The sequence below is a fragment of the Candidatus Desulfatibia sp. genome (assembly GCF_036446775.1).
Classification (GTDB): domain Bacteria; phylum Desulfobacterota; class Desulfobacteria; order Desulfobacterales; family UBA11574; genus Desulfatibia_A.
Genome location: NZ_JAZFTO010000127.1, coordinates 15,877 through 31,615, shown reverse-complemented (window position 1 = coordinate 31,615; position 15,739 = coordinate 15,877). Strand labels below are relative to the sequence as shown.

Below are 15,739 nucleotides of genomic sequence, written 5' to 3'. Positions count from 1 at the left end.
GGGGGGCCTGACGGGCCCGCCGCTCTTGCCGTTGATATTGATGAGCGCGCCCAAGGATACCCCCATGCAGTTGAAATATTCCCTGGCGATTGCCAATGCTGTCAGCACGGCCTGGCAGACCTGGCAATCCGGGCTTACCGGCACTCTTTCTTACCCCGCGTTTGCCGCTTTTCCGGGTCCTGTAGCTCCTCCTATGCCGAGTATTCCAATGCCGCTGGCGGCGTTTTCTTCCCCCGGTGAATCCCAGTTTTCTCCGTCAACCCTGAAGAGCGCCATGGAAGCCAACTTTGCCAATCCGATAGCAGCACATTCTTCTGAGCTGTTTGACTCCCTTGCCAAGGCATTTAATACCGTCTTTCAGATGTTCAAACCGATGACCCTGGTTCTTTTGGTATTAGGAACGGGCCCGATCCCGAGTTTCGCACCTCCGTTTGCACCCGTCGGGCCTGTTGCAGGAGGAAGCGCCCTCCCGACCCCCTTCCACTTCCTGACCATACCTTTACCGCCTATCCCGGGACCGACGGGCAAGTACCTGATCGAGTTGACACCGTTTAAGAGGTAACGATACAAAACCAGGTGCTGTAGTGGGACTCCACCCGCATAGCGGGTGGCCTCAGGAGGGCCCTGAAAGGGGCCTAAAAGCATCGTGATTCCTGGATATTACAATCCAATATCAAGGACGTAGCCGTTAAGCTAAAGGCTATGAACATTGAACATCCAACGTCCAACATCGAATTTTGAATAAGGTATTCTGCCTATTTTTATAAACTATAAACTGGCGGAGCGAAGCGATTTCATCATTCGATGTTCAACGTTCTATGTTCGATGTTGGACGTTCAAAAAATGCTTTATTTTGCCACTATTGAGTATATTTATAATCGCCTGACCGGCAGAGCCTATTAGGTTCGCACCAGCAGAGCTGGTGGTTTAATGTGATCAATTAACTCATTATTCTCTTCAAGCTACCGGTTCGACCGGTAGTCACGGACTTTACGGGCGGGTTGACGATTACTAACGGGTTTGATAATCACGTTCTAAATTCTGTTATATTTGCCCGTATATTGTATAATCGGTATTGTTCATAAAATATTCGGGTTCACCTGAAAGGAAGAACTATGCTGATTACTGAGATACTCGCCCGCAATGCCCGCATGTATGCTGCCAAAACAGCCCTTGTGGAGCGAGAGCCGGAAAAAAAAAGGCGCTGGGAAATTTCCTGGAAGGAGTTTGACGACCAGGCCAATCAGGTAGCCCAGGCTCTCATTGCCCGTGGAATCAAAAAAGGAGACCGGGTCGTTCATTTGATGACCAATTGTCTCGAGTGGCTGCCCATCTATTTTGGCATCCTGCGCACCGGCGCCTGGGCGGTGCCGCTGAACTTTCGATTTGTGGCCAAGACCATACGCCGCTGCGCGGAGACCGCGGAAGCCAAAACTTTTATCTTTGGGGAGGAATTCATTGACCGCATTAATGCGATAAAAAGTGATCTGGACAAATTCGTAGAGACTTATATTTTTGTAGGGCCTGAAGCAATGCGACCGGACTATGCAGAGCCGTACGGGGAAGTTCTGGCATCACAACCCAAGGTTGATCCCGCAACTAAGATCAGTATCACTGACGAGGCCGCGCTCTATTTTACCTCCGGTACCACCGGCACCCCCAAAGCAACGCTGTTGACGCATCGCAATCTGGAATTTTCCTGTTTTTTGGAAAACCACCATCACCGCCAGACCCACGATGACAACTTCCTCTGTTTGCCGCCGCTGTATCACACCGGTGCCAAAATGCACTGGTTCGGGAATTTTATTGTGGGGGCCAGAGCTGTCATTTTAAAAGGGATCGAACCGCAGTGGATTATGGAAGCTGTTTCCGAAGAAAAGATAACGGTGGTCTGGCTGCTGGTTCCCTGGGCGCTGGATATTCTGTTTGCCATTCAGAGCGGGGCTTTGAAACTTAAAGATTATAACCTGGATCAGTGGCGGCTGATGCATATCGGGGCACAGCCCGTGCCGCCCAGCCTGATTAAAGAATGGAAAAGAGTTTTTCCACATCACCAGTATGACACCAATTACGGCCTGACCGAATGTTCCGGTCCGGGATGTGTTCATCTGGGGATGGAGAACATGCACAAGGTTGGTGCCATCGGTGTGCCGGGTTTTGACTGGGAAATCAAGATTGTTGATAATCAGTTTGAGCCGGTCGCAGCGGGCCGGCCCGGTGAGCTGATGGTCAAAGGCCCGGGAGTGATGCAAGAATATTATAAAAATCCGGAAGCAACCCAAGAGGCACTGGCTGACGGCTGGCTGAAAACCGGCGATATTGCCCGACAGGACCAAGACGGTTTTATCTGGCTGGTGGACCGCAAAAAAGACGTGATTATCACCGGTGGTGAAAACATTTATCCGGTGGAGATTGAGGACTTTCTGCAAACCCACCCCAAAATACAGGACGTGGCCGTTATCGGGCTCCCCAGCTTGCGTCTGGGAGAAATCGCCACAGCCGTAATCCAGGTCAAGCCCGGTCAGGAACTTACCAAAGAAGAAGTAAACGAATACTGCCAGGCACTTGCTCGCTTCAAAAGGCCCCGCAGAATTATTTTTGAAGATGTGCCCCGTAATCCGACCGGCAAAATTGAAAAGCCCAAGTTGAGAAAAAAATACAGCGGGATAACAGAAAGCTTTTCAATTTAAAAGGAATTAAGGGTAAACAAGATGAAGAACCGGATTTCAATTTTGGCCCTCATATTGACCCTGGTCGTTATGCCCGCCTCCTTGAAGGCCGCGGAGACGGTCCGGCACGATCTTAAGGTTGTGCTGTATCCAAAAGAGCAACGTTTTACCGCCGAAGATACGATCACTATCCCTGAAAAGCTTTTCCCTGATTTGCAATTTCTCCTGCACAGCGGATTGCAGCCCTCCTCGCCCACTGCGGGTGTGCAGATTATTAGGGATGCCGAGAGGTCGGAAGCCGTCCCCCTGGAATCTTTCAAGGTCAACCTCCCGCCGGGGCGGAACACATTTGTGCTTGAGTACGGAGGAACTATTGGCCACAGTCTACAAGCGTACGGCAAGGAGCAGGCTCGAGGTTTCAAGCACACAGCGGGTGTGATTTCCACAGAGGGAGTGTATCTTGCAGGGAGCTCTAACTGGTATCCTGTGTTTGGTAAAACGCTGGTGACCTTTAGCCTCCAGGTGGAGCTGCCGCCGCAATGGGACGCAGTCAGCCAGGGCGAACGCACGCTCCATATTAGCAAGGGGGATGCGACCGCTGTGCGGTGGGAGTCGCCCCAAGTGCAGCAAGAGATTTATCTCGTTGCGGCCCCTTTTATTGAATATACAAAGCCTGCCGGCAGGGTCACCGCCATGGTCTTTCTCCGCAAACCGGACGAAAACCTGGCCGGAAAGTATCTGGATGCTGCCGTCCGGTATCTGGAAATGTATGCAATGCTCATCGGCCCTTATCCCTATAAGAAGTTTGCCCTGGTTGAAAACTTCTGGGAAACCGGCTATGGCATGCCCTCCTTTACGCTCCTTGGCCCCAAGATTATTCGCTTCCCCTTCATTCTGCACTCCTCCTATCCTCACGAAATCCTCCATAACTGGTGGGGCAACAGTGTCTTTCCGGATTACGAAAAAGGCAACTGGACCGAAGGACTGACCGCTTACCTGGCAGACCACCTTATCAAGGAAATCAGGGGCAAGGCAGCGGCATACCGCCAGGGGGTCCTTCAAAAGTATGCCGACTATGTGCTTAAAGGGCGGGATTTTGCGCTGGTCCAATTCCGCTTCCGCCACAGCACTGCGTCTGAAGCCGTCGGTTACGGCAAAGCCCTGATGTTTTTCCACATGCTTCGTCAAGAACTGGGCGATGCAATTTTTGTGCAGGGTCTGCGGGACTTCTTTAATAAAAACCGTTTCCGGATGGCCTCTTTTGATGATCTTCGTAAAAGCTTTAAAAGGGTATCCGGCCAGGATATGAGTGTCAATTTCAACCAATGGATAACACAGCCGGGAGCGCCGGCCTTAAAAGTCAGCCGGCCGCAGGCCAGACCCGCAGGAGGCGGATGGATTCTAACCGCCCTAATAGAACAGATTCAAATAGAAGATGTGTATCATTTACGCATTCCGGTTGCAGTAACCATGGAAGGGCAAGACCGGGCTTTTCAGACGGTGGTTGTTATGGATAGACAGCGTCTTGAGCTGGAGCTCCGCATGCCTGCCCGGCCCATAAGGCTGGATGTGGATCCTGAGTTTGATCTGTTTCGCAGGCTTGACCGGGATGAGATTCCTGCGGCCCTGTCACAGGCTCTTGGAGCGCAAAAACTGCTGATTCTGCTGCCGTCTTCGGCTAATAAGGGCCTGCTTCAAGCCTACCGTGATCTGGCCCGATCTCTGGCTCAATCAGGACCGGACGAAGTGACCGTCAAGTTAGATACCGAGGTGCAAAAGCTTCCGACAGACCGTGCCGTTATCCTTTGCGGGTGGGAAAATCGTTTCAGATCGGATATGGTTTCCGCTCTATCAGGATATGATGTTAGCATAAATCAGGAGAAAGTATCCATCGGCCAAACCAGCATCCAGCGGAAAGATCATGCAGTGGTGCTCACTTCAAGACAGCCGCGCAATAAGGATTTATCCATTACGTGGATCGCATCCGACCTGCCCCAAGCCCTACCGGGCCTTGGGCGTAAACTTCCGCATTACCACAAGTACAGTTACCTGGGATTTAAGGGGCCAGAGCCCGTCAACGTAGCCAAGGGCCAATGGCCGGTTCTTGATTCGCCCATGGCAGTTTTTCTGCCGCGCTCGGACGGCACGATTGCGAAAGTTGAGCGAGGAAAACTGGCACCCAGGGTACCTCTGGCAACCCTGCGTTAGTTCGTTTCCATCCATAAATGGCCCTTTTTGCCCTGCTCGGCGTTCTCTCTCCGAGGCGTAGGCTCTACGAGCCGGAGGCCGCGGGTTTCCGGCTGCGGCGTACAGGCGTACGCCTCACCGCAAACCCTTGTGCGGCCTTGATCAGAACAAAAATTGCTCATTTCTGAATTGGAAACTACATCGTGCTCAAATGTATTTATGGATGGGCACTAGTTCGAATTTTAATGAAATGTTCAGGATTTGGTTAATCGGAGCCGACCGGACAGGAGGCCATACATTCGGAGCAGTTGTAAAAAATACCGGAAACAGCCGCTTGCCAGACGTCCCAGAAATCGGGGTTAAAGACAATACCTTTTATTTCTTTGTCGTCAGCTCCCGGCAATTTTCTCATAGCGGCAATCACATTCGGCAGGCCGCTGCGTACGGCATGGGAGGCACAGGCACGATAATCCAAATCGCCCCCTTCTCCGATGGCCTCCACCGGGCAGGCCGCCCGGCAGGATTCACATTGGTCACAGGGATTTTCATCCAGGGTGTGATCAGCTTGCAAGGAGGCATCGGTAACAATCGTTCCCAGACGCACAAAGGGACCGAAATCAGGGGTGACCAGCAACCGGCTTAATCCGATGCCGCCCAGACCTGCAATGGCCGCAACGGTTTTATGATTAATTTCTCCCCGCATGCCTTTGGTCTCAGCGCCCATATCGACCGGCAGATAAGGCGGTATGCTGACAGCTCTGGCACCCTCTTTTGCCAGCAGTCGTGTCGTTTCCAGGCTGATCTGATTGATGCGCTCATAGACACACATCGAATCGTAACGGTTCAAAAGAAGGTTGCCGGAACACACGGCGGTTCTGTTCAGCACAACACCAATGCTGAGGAGTGACTGGGCTCCGGGTAAAAGTTTTGTGGGCTCTTCGCCATGCTCCTGCAAAAGAGGTGAATCGGCTGGCGCCACGCCGACCAAGTCCGCTCCCATGGCCTTTACCTGTTCTTTTAGTTCAACAGCAGAAAACATAGTTCCTCCTTTTTAAATTGTTTGATTCAGGACTTTCGATTTGTTCAGGTATGGCATAAATGGCTATGTTTTTCAAGAAGATGGAGCAGAAATTCAATATTTCATCGTTTCAATTGTGAATGACGCAAACCAAGCTCAGCCATGGAGTATGTCCAAGTGACAAAAAGATTCATACATGATATTATCCAAGCAGCAAGGAACAACAATTTCGATTTTTATAGTAAAAAACCAATAATCAATAACAATATAAGACCACAGCAAACCATGTTTTTCGGAAAAAGAAAATATGAAGTCTCGGACCCTGCCTTTTACGACTCCCTCATAGCCGAGCAGAAGCAACGCGCGCGGCAACATTCCCAAGATGCCAAGGAATGGCTGGAGCTGGGCCGTCTCTGCGAAGCAAAGATCGACATGATTCAATATTCTGCCAGACAACAACTTGTCATCCGCTATTTTTCCCCTTTTTTTGTTTTAGTATTATTAGGAATTATTGCTACCTATTATTTTTTCGCTCCCCAATTGATGGTCAATGCATGGCTGTCCGGACTGACATTGGCCGCTTACCTATTTGCAGCAGCAGCTTTAATCTATATGTGGTTTTTGAGGTATCCGCTATCGGGCCGCAAGTATTTTTTAAAAGCGCTTCAATTGGACCCGCAATGCGGTGATGCGTATGTACATCTGGGTTTGATTGCGCTGAGAAGATATCAAAAGCGAACGGCTTACCGGTTCTGGGAGCAGGCTGTCCGACTGCATGCAGGCAACAAAACCAAGATAGAACGAGAGCTAAAATCGATATACCAAAAAGAGTTTATCTCATTTTTCAAAGAAAAATCGGAAAATGAGACCAGGATGCAGAGGATCATCGACCATCAGTTGGATCAGATCAGACAACTGCGTTCGGAAAATGCCAACCTTGAAACAAGGGTTGCAAGTTTAAGCGCTAAAGTGGACCAGGCCAAATGGGAAATTAGCCATAAAACAAAGCAGCTGGACAAAGAAATGCGGCAATATATTTCCACAATCCGGCAAGACTATGAAAATAAAATTGCTGAATTACAGCAGGAAACTGCGGCCGAGGCCCAAGAACTGGCCCAGCGTGATTTTGTCAGGTTGACCACGGAAATTATGGAATCCAAGGCCGGTCTTGAAGAGCAGAATTTTGCAACGGCGGCCAGAGCAGTTGAAAACATAGTGGGCGGACGCGCCTGGCAGGAGTTTCCGGAACAGACCCGCTCGTATCTGGCTACCGCCGAACAGGTTTATACTGTTCTTACAGAGCAGGAGCAAAAGCCGGATTACAGCCTGGTGGGGATGGAGTTGTGCAAGGCTTTGGAAACCGAGATTAACCAAAGGCTTGTAGGTCCTTTTGTAGAATATCTTGAAAACAACATATCAGATTTTTTGAAAATACATCAAACCGGTACAAGTAAAGACGGCCCCTCTTATTTTACCTATCTTGCCAAGGTGGTGGACCAGGCAAATTATCCGGAAGTGACCTCCCTGACCCTGGGGCAATACCATTTTGTGCTAAACCTGACATTGCAGCAAGATTACGCGTTAAAAGAATACGGCGATTTTCTGGGCTGGATTTGTGCCTCTTCAGGCGTTTTGTTGGGAAAGACATTTTTGAGCAAATTGGAAATAGTAGTAAAACAATACCGCAACACGATAGCCCACCAAGCACCAATGAATAAAGATGAGTATGACCATTTAAGAGAATTGATACTTTCCGGAGACGGCGCCTTATTGAAAATCTGCTCCAAGGTTGAAAACGATAAAATTGGAAAAAGGTGCTTGACATGAGCACGGATGTGCTGTAGTGTTTAAGTCAATACTAAATTGGATCGTTGTTATGGAAAAAAAGCAAGCCGAATTATTCAAAGTTTTGGGTGTGGAATCCCGCATTAAGATCCTGGAACTTTTAAAGCACAAAGGACCTCTCGGTGCCAATGAGATGTCAGAGAAGTTGGGCATCACACCCTCGGCCGTTTCACAACATCTGAAGATTCTCAAGCACGCCGGATTGGTCAGAAATGAGCGCAAAGGCTACTGGATACCATATAAGATAGACCCGGCTGCACTTGAGAAATGCGGGGAACTTATTTCCACGATCTGCAACTGCGGGTGTAAAGGAACTGGGCAGTTTCGCGAAGCCGAAGTGAATACAGCCGAAGATAAGGTTGCCGTTCTGAGAAAATACGAGCAGGAGCTTCAGGAGGAGATGAAGACAGTGCAGGCTCGAATCGAAGAGTTGGGGAAGGAGGTATAGCTTATATTTTTTTGCCTTAATAATTAAGTAGTTGCTTAATAACTTAACAGAATGCACCAAAGAAAGGAGGTGATATTGATGGCTGACAAGAAAAGTAGCAATTGCGGGTGTGGTTGCCTGCCGCAGCTCAAGACAGGCTCCAAACCTACAAAGCCGGAGGTTAAGAAGTCTGAGAAACCTAAGAACTAACTTACTTCGAAGACGGCGAGTACTGGCCGGGATAGGTGAAGATATCTGCTCTTATCCCGGCTTTTCAATGTATTTGTCAATGACAATTTCTGAATGAAAAGGGTAAAGGGAATATTGACTCAATTGATTCTATAGTGTAAATGCAGGCAATGAATCATCAAATGTAAACTGGATTAAGGCGAGTAAAAAATACAATATTTATCAAACTCAAGGCTTGTCTCTGAACTTTGATTAAATTTTTGCTCTTATATCCTGTTATGAAATCGCCTTGTAGCAGCTTTGGTATTATTACTGTAGCAATAATATTTGCACTGCTTTTCACTGCTCCGGTCCATTCAAACACAGGTGACATTCCCGAACTAATACTTGACTTCCCGATTTTCGACGGCCCGTTTGACTGGGCTAATGGTTACACTTTCCCCAGCATGAATCAGTCTTTGAATTTTTCAAAGAATTTTTATCAATACACTCACCTGACTTTACAAAAGCATTTTGAAAACGAGCCTTATTGGCAGAGTAGAGTCTCTATCGCAGCCTTTGACATTCTTGCTATATGGTTCCCTTTAGGTAGTTCCTGGCTTCATGAGGAGTGGCACAGAGCCGTTATGAGTAACAGAGAGGTGGAAAGCTACAATGAAGTGTATAAATTTGACCTGTTTTCGAAAACGATTGCTGTAACCGATGTGAAGGATAATGATCTTGTCCGATTCAAAAGGGATCATCCTGCAGAATTTGTAAGACTACATACCGCTGGTATAGAGTCAGGTTATGAACTTAACTTTGCGCTGGAAAAAGACAAATTCTTTTTCGGTACGGAAACTCAGGATGATCTGCTGCTTTGGCTAAACTATGCTAATAATATTGCCTACATTTTCATAGGGTCCTCCAGTGAGGCTGATGATATTACAAGGGATATAATCGAGGACGAGGGAACGGATATTGCCGAACGTGACTTTACCGGGCTTGATGTTACTGCCTGGGTATATGACCTGTTCAGGTCAGATGAACCCTATGAGGCAAGGGGAACGCATCCTTCAGGTGTTGGCATTGACCGTTATATTTCATACTCAGACCTGTCTGACGATGAAAAGGACTTTTTAAAAAAGCAGCGTATTCTTTCCTTATTAAATCTGCTTGACCCTTTTCTTGTAAGCAAGCCTTATTTTATAGGAACCAACCCTTTTAATGAAAAACAGATAAAATGGAATTTTACTGTTAGACATCACCTGACATCATTCGGATACTGTATCGGGACAAACCTTTTTCTTCAGCAGGACCAGTACAACCTATTGACATCATTTCGCCTTTATAGTAATAGGAGCCACTCATTCCCTGGATTTGGACTTGAACTACTGAGATTCCCTGCTGACTTATTCTCAAAAACTCTCTCTATTTCTTCAAGGATTGAATTATGGTTGCAGCCCGAGGAGCAGGCATTTCAGACCTCCAGTTCCGAACCAGGAGGTCTAATTTCTCTGAAAACAGCTTATCCTCTTTCAAAAAATATTGAGTCTTATATTGAGCTTGAAGGAAAGACAGACGGGTGGGTAGCAGGGAATGTGTATCTTGATGATAACTTCAGTGTACGCATAGGAATTACATGGAAGATACTGCCGAAAAAAAAGTGAAAAAAACTCAACTGAAGTAGTATGCTCATATATTGCGATCTAACTTAATCAACATAAGGAACACAAATAAGGCGAAGGAACACCTTCTTTAACATATCCTGACAGTGATTTTTAAATTCCGTGTTCAAAATAATGGGACAAAGCAATCCAATAGCCGCAAATAATCGTCTGTTGCACCGAAAAGATGGTACATATGCACTGATTCTTCACTGTCAACATCAGCGAAGCATTGACACCGGAAAACTCGGCAAAATGAGCGTGAGCAAAGGATGTTATGTCTATGTTGGGAGTGCTTTCGGTTCCGGTGGCGTTCTTGCACGAATTAAACATCACTGCCGAATCTCCAAATCCCCTCATTGGCATATTGATTATCTCAGGCCGGCCGTCGAAATAACTGAAGTGTGGTATTCACATGATCCAATAAAACGAGAGCATCAGTGGACCAGCATCTTTATGGGAGTTCACGGAGTTAAATTACCACTCAGGGGCTTTGGTTCGTCTGACTGTAAATGTGACTCGCACCTTTTCTTTTTCATTACACAACCAACGGTCAAGATGTTCCGAACGCGCATTGAACACGCAATCCCCAATCACCATAGGATAGAATGGATAGATCGGAATGCTTTAAGTAATATGAATTAGCAAAATAGATTTCTTCACAAATATGAACAGGGTTTGAGTTTAAATTTAAGCGAAAATTTCTGTTAAACTCTCGGACCGTAATAACTTTTTCAAAACCCGCCTTGTTCTCTGGAGACTTTTCTTATAAGCGTGGGGAAACTGAGGTTATGATTTGGATACCCAATCTTCTATTTTTGGGAAGGCATGATTCAGGCAAGATGTACGAAACCGCTTCGTGACAGTTTTCAGACTTGATCGGCTATACCACTTCAGTTTAAACCTTATTCTTAACACCCCATTTTCAAAGCTTTTTGATGTTATCCGAAAACCGCCGATCATTTTCGTCGAGCTGACATGCGGACCAATACAGGGGCATGCATCATAATCTCCAACCTTAACGATTCTGATATTATCACCTGTGTCTGACGGTAGACGGTCAATGTCATAATATTTTTTAGCTTCCTCCAGACTGACATACTCTTCAGTTACCGGCAAATCAGCATCGATAACGTCATTGACACGCTTTTCAATCCCATTAATTTCATCATCACTTAAGTCTCTATGATAATGATAGTCACATTTTGATTTTTTCTTTTCAATATGAGCGCTAAAACAACGTCCGCAGCCAAACATTCTATCCATGGTCTGATTAAGAATATGCTCTGCAGAGTGCATGCGTGGGTCAAACTGTTTTTTCATGATAATATCAATTCCATTATGAATCTGTCTTTAATAAATGTCAGTAGTATAATGAATTTTGAAATCCAAAGATATTTTCTCTCTTAATCCTATCCAAAGTTTTCAGATCCACTTCAAATGGTATTTCCGGTAAAACTGGTGCCGGCAACAGATTTCTATAAGACGGCGTAGCATTAATTTTCATATTATAAGCGATCACCATCAAATTCTCCAGGGTCAGAACATCCTGAATATTATACGCCAGCAAGGTTTCCAATGCCCTTTGATTTCCGGTTCTCTTGTAATCGTACCAAAGCAGGACTGCGAAAAAACCGTCAACACCAGCCAGATCTCCCCGGTCAATCCCCAGCTGAATTTCGCAACTTTTTAGACCGCCTCTGTATCCCAGGCTCCCGAGAATGTATCTTAAGTCAATGTGGGCGTGATCCAGTTTAATGCCGAAATATCTTTCAATGAACGGAACGTCAAAAGTTTTACCATTGTAAGTTACGATGACCTTATATTTGCCGATGTCATCAGGAAAGTCGTCAAGGTTCTGGCCGTTGATATAATAGGTTATGGAATCGCTGTCATATAGAGCAATGGTCGTTATTATATTTCCCCAGCTTTCCAATCCGGTTGTTTCAATATCCAGATAAACTGTTGAATTTCTGAATTCAGGGAAAAACCGCCCGTGCTGATTCGCCGGGAGCAGATCTGAAAAATAATTTGGGTTGTAAGATTTGAGGTTTTGCTTTGATTCTTCAAGGTATGAGGTAATGATATCCATCTTGGATTGTGATAAACGAACTGGGCAATTTTGTGTGAAATCATCCCAGCTGTGTATTCCCGAGTCCCAAAACCGTTGTTCAGTCTTGGGTCCTATACCGGGGATATGGATGAATGTGTTTTTGAGCATTAATATTCCTTGCGGTTATTAATCATTTGAATGAATGGGCATACGCATCAAGATGTAACCTGTAATAAAGGAAATTGCGAATGAATTCAACTACGACTCTTTAGATTTCAATCTGGTTTGTGGTTTAAAAAATATAAAGACTGTGATATGGGTTTGATATGTATAAATAAATTATGCGGGTTTCTTAAGGGGCTTATGAGATGCGCATTGCAACGTTGAAAAAACACGGACAAGAAGTCGCGGCGATTCGAGCGGAAAATGGTTATGTGTCGCTGGCGCGAGTGAATGCCAATTTTGATGTGAAGTTTCCGACGGATTTGAAGATTTTGCTGGATTGCGGGCAGTTCGACATTTTGAAAGTGTGGTACGACGGGGAAGGAAAAGATGCACTGGCTGATTTGCCGGTGGAACAGGATGTGGCTTTTGGGCCGCTGTTTCGATATCCGGGGCGCATCTGGGGGATTGGATTGAACTATCGCGAGCACGCCAGCGATCTGACGGAGAAGGTGCCCGAACAATATCCCGGCAGTTTTATCAAGTCATCGACCACGGTGATTGGGCCGGGCGATGTGATTGAGATTCCCCGGTTGTCAGAGCGCACGACGGCTGAGGCCGAACTGGGGATTGTGATTGGGAAGACGTGTAAGGATGTGCCGAAGGCCAACTGGCTGGATGTGGTGGTGGGGTTTACGACGATTATTGATATGACGGCGGAGGATATTCTGAAGCTGAATCCGCGCTATTTGACGCTGTGTAAGAACTTCAATACATTTTTTGTATTCGGACCGGAGATTGTGACGCCCGATGAGATTGATGATGTGAATGCGCTGAACGTGACGACGGTGATTAACGATCGGGATCACGCGACCAATGTGGTGTCGAATATGACGTTTCCACCCGACTATCTGGTGTCGTTTCATTCGGAAGTGATGACGATGCATCCGGGCGACGTGATTTCTTCGGGCACGCCGGGCGCCGTGCCGATTGCAGACGGGGATGTGGTGACGTGTCGGATTGATGGGTTTGAATTGTTGACGTGTCCGGTGCGGGATTTGAAGGTGGATCGATAATGTCTTCGCACACAAAGCTGGTGTTGATTCTGATTCTGCTGTGTCTGGTGGATATGATGATTCCCGTGCCGATTTTGGGACTGGTACTGATTCACGTGGTGCTTTCGCGACCGCCCTGGTTTCAGAATCTGGTGCACAAGGTTTACGGCGATCAGATCTGATCGTGCCGATCTAACCGGTTGGAAAAGGCAGCGGTGAGTGTACTTTATCATGTTACTGCATGAACAAGTAGCATTGAAGCTTTGGAGGCGTTTCGGGCAGCCCCTGACAAGTTCGATCTTGTGATTACCGACATGACCATGCCGAACATGACGGGTATTCAGTTTTCACAGAAGCTTCTGGAGATAAGACCTGATATTCCGATAATAATTTGTACAGGCTTCAGCGCAAAGGTTGACGGCGAAAAAGCAAAGGCATTTGGTATTCGTGGATATGTCATGAAGCCAGTGGTTATGAGTGAAATTGCGAAAAAAATACGGGAAGTGCTGGATCAAGATTAAAGAATTACGGACCAGTTTTTACAATTTGAATAGCCATACTGATCCAGATAACTGCTATTCATCAACTGTTTTATAATGGCCGTAAAAGTACAAGATTCGGTTAACCAATCAAAACCCTTGACGACCTTAATAATTTCAACATACGATACGTCTTCTATAACTCTAAAAACGTTTCAACAATGCCTCTTACAGCGAGTGTTATCGGTATAAGGGCCTGTTGCCCGCCGTTTTCAAATAAATTGCCGGATCAAATTTTGTTGATAACATTTATTAAAGCTTAGAATTGATATTGAAAATTGAAAAGACGCCTTATAATTTAAACCGGCAATTTTGGGAATGGATTGGTTTTTTAGAGGTGCAGGCATTAATGCCGTTTTTTATTTTTTAGGATACGAACCAATGCCAAGCTCAGAATAAATACGCTTAAAGAAAAAATGAGATGGCGAGGGTTGGCAAACGAACTTCCAAGCAATACAAAACTGACCGTCCCCGGAAGAATCCCAACCGCAGTCCCCAGGGCAAAATCCCACTGTCTGATCTTGCACATGCCGGAGAAATATCCAACCAGGTCAAAAGGCAGGTAGATCAAGCGCATCACCAATACAGCCATGAATCCATTTTCATAAAGTCGGCAATCCAGCCAATGCAGGTGCTGACTATGCGCACTCATTTTCCGGACGATTTCTCCCCCAAAATATTTCCCAACGATATATGATAAATTTGCACTTAGATTTTCGCCTATCAAAACAAAAATCAGGCCTTGTAGCGGACCGAAAAGAAGGCCACCTGTCACCGTTAAAACGGTTGCCGGTAAAAAGGTTAAAGGCCGGATAGTAAAAAAAATGATGTAAAAAATTGGTCCCCAAGGGCCAAACAGGCTTAGCCATTTCTGAAGAAGATGCGGGTATTCCCGTAACGGTATGTTCCCGGTAAAATATTTATAAATCAAAATACCGGCCAATAACATCCAGAGTCCAAACAAAAATGGTTTAACAACCTTTTTCATGAGCTAATCGCACTGTCCTTAATATTATTATAACTTATGTCCCGTAATAATGCCTAAGAAGGTAACCAAAAATAACTCCAATAAGAGTACCAGATCTATCAAGGGCATCCCATTCCCCTTTAAAACTTCCCCAGAGAACAGAAAAAATTAAAACTCCGCAAACCGTAATTACGAAAAATATGGTTACAATTTTTTTACCTTCAGGATCCTTCATTACCAAAATTCTCCTGTAAACTCTCCATGATTTGAGTTGGAATTTCTAAGCCGCATTTTATGCTTTGCACTTTTTCTAAAAAAGTTTTCATACTAATTGGTTTCGGAAGAAATATTGTATTTTTTGGTTCATACCTTACTTGGGCTGAAAAAAAGATGAACTTTGAGTGACGGGTGTTTGGATGCCTGGCTAATTTTTTATAGACTTCTATTCCTGAAATAGTGGGTAAAGCGATATCCAAAATTATAAGATCAGGCTTAATGCTTATTGCAAGCTCGATTCCCTTATGACCCTCATTTGCATCAAATATTTTTAGTACATTATTTGGAAAGCCAGTCATTAAAAATTCTTTTAAAATTTGAATCAAGCCTGTTTCGTCTTCAATGATTAATATTTTCTTTGCATCAGCATTTTCAAGTGTATCTTCAAAACTTTTTTGTTCTTGTAGCTCATTAATCTTCTTCTTTATATCACTCAATTTCATTCCCTTTTGTTTATAATATTGAATCATATCCATTCTTCTGAGAATTTCTTGCCTGTAATAAAAATCTTTTCTCCCTACCCTTTTGCAGGGCTCAAAAAAGCCAAGATCTTTATATTTCCTTATTGTCTCGATCGATAGTTTAAAGATATTAACCACATCTTTGATAGCAATCATCTCGCTATTAGACATTTTAATATTCTCCTTTTCCACTTTTTATTTAATTATGTGGTACATGATACATAATTGTTTTTACAAAAAAATAA

Annotated in this window: 17 protein-coding genes; 10 read left to right on the top strand and 7 right to left on the bottom strand. The window is 45.4% G+C overall.

Translation table 11 applies throughout. The features are described from left to right. The 3 genes from V3S16_RS06145 to V3S16_RS06135 form a co-directional block, all read left to right on the top strand. Nucleotides 1–562: hypothetical protein (locus tag V3S16_RS06145; protein WP_413883792.1), on the top strand; the 562-nt coding region annotated here is incomplete at its 5' end. Between the two features lie 553 nt (nucleotides 563–1,115). Next, nucleotides 1,116–2,690 (top strand): class I adenylate-forming enzyme family protein, encoded by a 1,575-nt coding sequence (locus V3S16_RS06140; protein WP_413883791.1) that lies wholly within the window; start codon nucleotides 1,116–1,118, stop codon nucleotides 2,688–2,690. Nucleotides 2,691–2,711: 21 nt separating this feature from the next. Further along, nucleotides 2,712–4,877 (top strand): M1 family metallopeptidase, encoded by a 2,166-nt coding sequence (locus V3S16_RS06135; RefSeq protein WP_413883790.1) that lies wholly within the window; start codon nucleotides 2,712–2,714, stop codon nucleotides 4,875–4,877. Between the two features lie 244 nt (nucleotides 4,878–5,121). On the opposite strand, the gene V3S16_RS06130 is transcribed toward V3S16_RS06135, so the two are convergent. Then, complete coding sequence (locus V3S16_RS06130; RefSeq protein ID WP_413883789.1) at nucleotides 5,122–5,895, bottom strand: hypothetical protein; 774 nt, start codon at nucleotides 5,893–5,895, stop codon at nucleotides 5,122–5,124. A gap of 156 nt (nucleotides 5,896–6,051) precedes the next feature. Here V3S16_RS06130 and V3S16_RS06125 point away from each other — a divergent pair, with 156 nt between their 5' ends. The 3 genes from V3S16_RS06125 (at nucleotide 6,052) to V3S16_RS06115 (ending at nucleotide 9,984) form a co-directional block, all read left to right on the top strand. Further along, a complete protein-coding gene (locus V3S16_RS06125; protein WP_413883788.1) occupies nucleotides 6,052–7,701 on the top strand; it encodes a hypothetical protein in 1,650 nt (549 codons plus the stop codon). A 49-nt stretch (nucleotides 7,702–7,750) separates the two neighbouring features. Next, a complete protein-coding gene (locus V3S16_RS06120) occupies nucleotides 7,751–8,167 on the top strand; it encodes an ArsR/SmtB family transcription factor (RefSeq protein WP_413883787.1) in 417 nt (138 codons plus the stop codon). 416 nt (nucleotides 8,168–8,583) lie between these two features. Next, nucleotides 8,584–9,984: a hypothetical protein gene (locus tag V3S16_RS06115; RefSeq protein ID WP_413883786.1), complete on the top strand. Its 1,401-nt coding sequence runs from the start codon at nucleotides 8,584–8,586 to the stop codon at nucleotides 9,982–9,984. Between the two features lie 111 nt (nucleotides 9,985–10,095). On the opposite strand, the gene V3S16_RS06110 is transcribed toward V3S16_RS06115, so the two are convergent. After that, nucleotides 10,096–10,314 carry a hypothetical protein gene (locus V3S16_RS06110; RefSeq protein ID WP_413883794.1) on the bottom strand — a complete coding sequence of 73 codons (219 nt, stop codon included), beginning with the start codon at nucleotides 10,312–10,314 and terminating at the stop codon, nucleotides 10,096–10,098. Between V3S16_RS06110 and V3S16_RS06105 the strand changes: the two genes are divergently transcribed. Next, on the top strand, nucleotides 10,237–10,626 hold the full coding sequence (locus V3S16_RS06105; protein ID WP_413883785.1) for a GIY-YIG nuclease family protein: 390 nt from the start codon (nucleotides 10,237–10,239) through the stop codon (nucleotides 10,624–10,626). The two genes, V3S16_RS06110 and V3S16_RS06105, sit on opposite strands and share 78 nt — an antisense overlap. 144 nt (nucleotides 10,627–10,770) lie before the next feature. Here the strand turns inward: V3S16_RS06105 and V3S16_RS06100 are convergent, their stop codons facing one another. Further along, nucleotides 10,771–11,304, bottom strand: a complete 534-nt coding sequence (locus V3S16_RS06100) for a hypothetical protein (protein ID WP_413883784.1) — start codon at nucleotides 11,302–11,304, stop codon at nucleotides 10,771–10,773. 40 nt (nucleotides 11,305–11,344) lie between these two features. Continuing rightward, the gene (locus V3S16_RS06095; RefSeq protein ID WP_413883783.1) at nucleotides 11,345–12,202 is read right to left on the bottom strand and encodes a ribonuclease H-like domain-containing protein; all 858 of its coding nucleotides are present in this window, start codon (nucleotides 12,200–12,202) and stop codon (nucleotides 11,345–11,347) included. Between the two features lie 200 nt (nucleotides 12,203–12,402). Here V3S16_RS06095 and V3S16_RS06090 point away from each other — a divergent pair, with 200 nt between their 5' ends. From V3S16_RS06090 to V3S16_RS06080, 3 genes are all read left to right on the top strand, one after another. Further along, complete coding sequence (locus V3S16_RS06090) at nucleotides 12,403–13,272, top strand: fumarylacetoacetate hydrolase family protein (RefSeq protein ID WP_413883782.1); 870 nt, start codon at nucleotides 12,403–12,405, stop codon at nucleotides 13,270–13,272. Further along, the gene (locus V3S16_RS06085) at nucleotides 13,272–13,433 is read left to right on the top strand and encodes a hypothetical protein (protein ID WP_413883781.1); all 162 of its coding nucleotides are present in this window, start codon (nucleotides 13,272–13,274) and stop codon (nucleotides 13,431–13,433) included. The genes V3S16_RS06090 and V3S16_RS06085 overlap by 1 nt, the downstream gene beginning before the upstream one ends. Nucleotides 13,434–13,514: 81 nt before the next feature. After that, nucleotides 13,515–13,772 (top strand): response regulator, encoded by a 258-nt coding sequence (locus tag V3S16_RS06080; RefSeq protein WP_413883780.1) that lies wholly within the window; start codon nucleotides 13,515–13,517, stop codon nucleotides 13,770–13,772. 364 nt (nucleotides 13,773–14,136) lie between these two features. On the opposite strand, the gene V3S16_RS06075 is transcribed toward V3S16_RS06080, so the two are convergent. From V3S16_RS06075 to V3S16_RS06065, 3 genes are all read right to left on the bottom strand, one after another. Continuing rightward, the gene (locus tag V3S16_RS06075) at nucleotides 14,137–14,739 is read right to left on the bottom strand and encodes a TVP38/TMEM64 family protein (protein ID WP_413883793.1); all 603 of its coding nucleotides are present in this window, start codon (nucleotides 14,737–14,739) and stop codon (nucleotides 14,137–14,139) included. A gap of 73 nt (nucleotides 14,740–14,812) precedes the next feature. Continuing rightward, entirely contained in the window at nucleotides 14,813–14,992 is a 180-nt protein-coding gene (locus tag V3S16_RS06070) for a hypothetical protein (protein WP_413883779.1), read from the bottom strand. After that, nucleotides 14,979–15,665, bottom strand: coding sequence for a response regulator (locus tag V3S16_RS06065; protein WP_413883778.1), 687 nt, complete (start codon nucleotides 15,663–15,665; stop codon nucleotides 14,979–14,981). The genes V3S16_RS06070 and V3S16_RS06065 overlap by 14 nt, the downstream gene beginning before the upstream one ends. Between the last annotated feature and the right edge of the window lie 74 nt (nucleotides 15,666–15,739).

Coding starts and splice junctions, on each gene's coding strand:
- V3S16_RS06140 (WP_413883791.1), top strand. CDS start 1,116: ATGCTGATTACTGAGATACTCGCCCGCAATGCCCGCATGTATGCTGCC.
- V3S16_RS06135 (WP_413883790.1), top strand. CDS start 2,712: ATGAAGAACCGGATTTCAATTTTGGCCCTCATATTGACCCTGGTCGTT.
- V3S16_RS06130 (WP_413883789.1), bottom strand. CDS start 5,895: ATGTTTTCTGCTGTTGAACTAAAAGAACAGGTAAAGGCCATGGGAGCG.
- V3S16_RS06120 (WP_413883787.1), top strand. CDS start 7,751: ATGGAAAAAAAGCAAGCCGAATTATTCAAAGTTTTGGGTGTGGAATCC.
- V3S16_RS06105 (WP_413883785.1), top strand. CDS start 10,237: ATGAGCGTGAGCAAAGGATGTTATGTCTATGTTGGGAGTGCTTTCGGT.
- V3S16_RS06110 (WP_413883794.1), bottom strand. CDS start 10,314: ATGTTTAATTCGTGCAAGAACGCCACCGGAACCGAAAGCACTCCCAAC.
- V3S16_RS06100 (WP_413883784.1), bottom strand. CDS start 11,304: ATGAAAAAACAGTTTGACCCACGCATGCACTCTGCAGAGCATATTCTT.
- V3S16_RS06095 (WP_413883783.1), bottom strand. CDS start 12,202: ATGCTCAAAAACACATTCATCCATATCCCCGGTATAGGACCCAAGACT.
- V3S16_RS06090 (WP_413883782.1), top strand. CDS start 12,403: ATGCGCATTGCAACGTTGAAAAAACACGGACAAGAAGTCGCGGCGATT.
- V3S16_RS06085 (WP_413883781.1), top strand. CDS start 13,272: ATGTCTTCGCACACAAAGCTGGTGTTGATTCTGATTCTGCTGTGTCTG.
- V3S16_RS06075 (WP_413883793.1), bottom strand. CDS start 14,739: ATGTTATTGGCCGGTATTTTGATTTATAAATATTTTACCGGGAACATA.
- V3S16_RS06070 (WP_413883779.1), bottom strand. CDS start 14,992: ATGAAGGATCCTGAAGGTAAAAAAATTGTAACCATATTTTTCGTAATT.
- V3S16_RS06065 (WP_413883778.1), bottom strand. CDS start 15,665: ATGTCTAATAGCGAGATGATTGCTATCAAAGATGTGGTTAATATCTTT.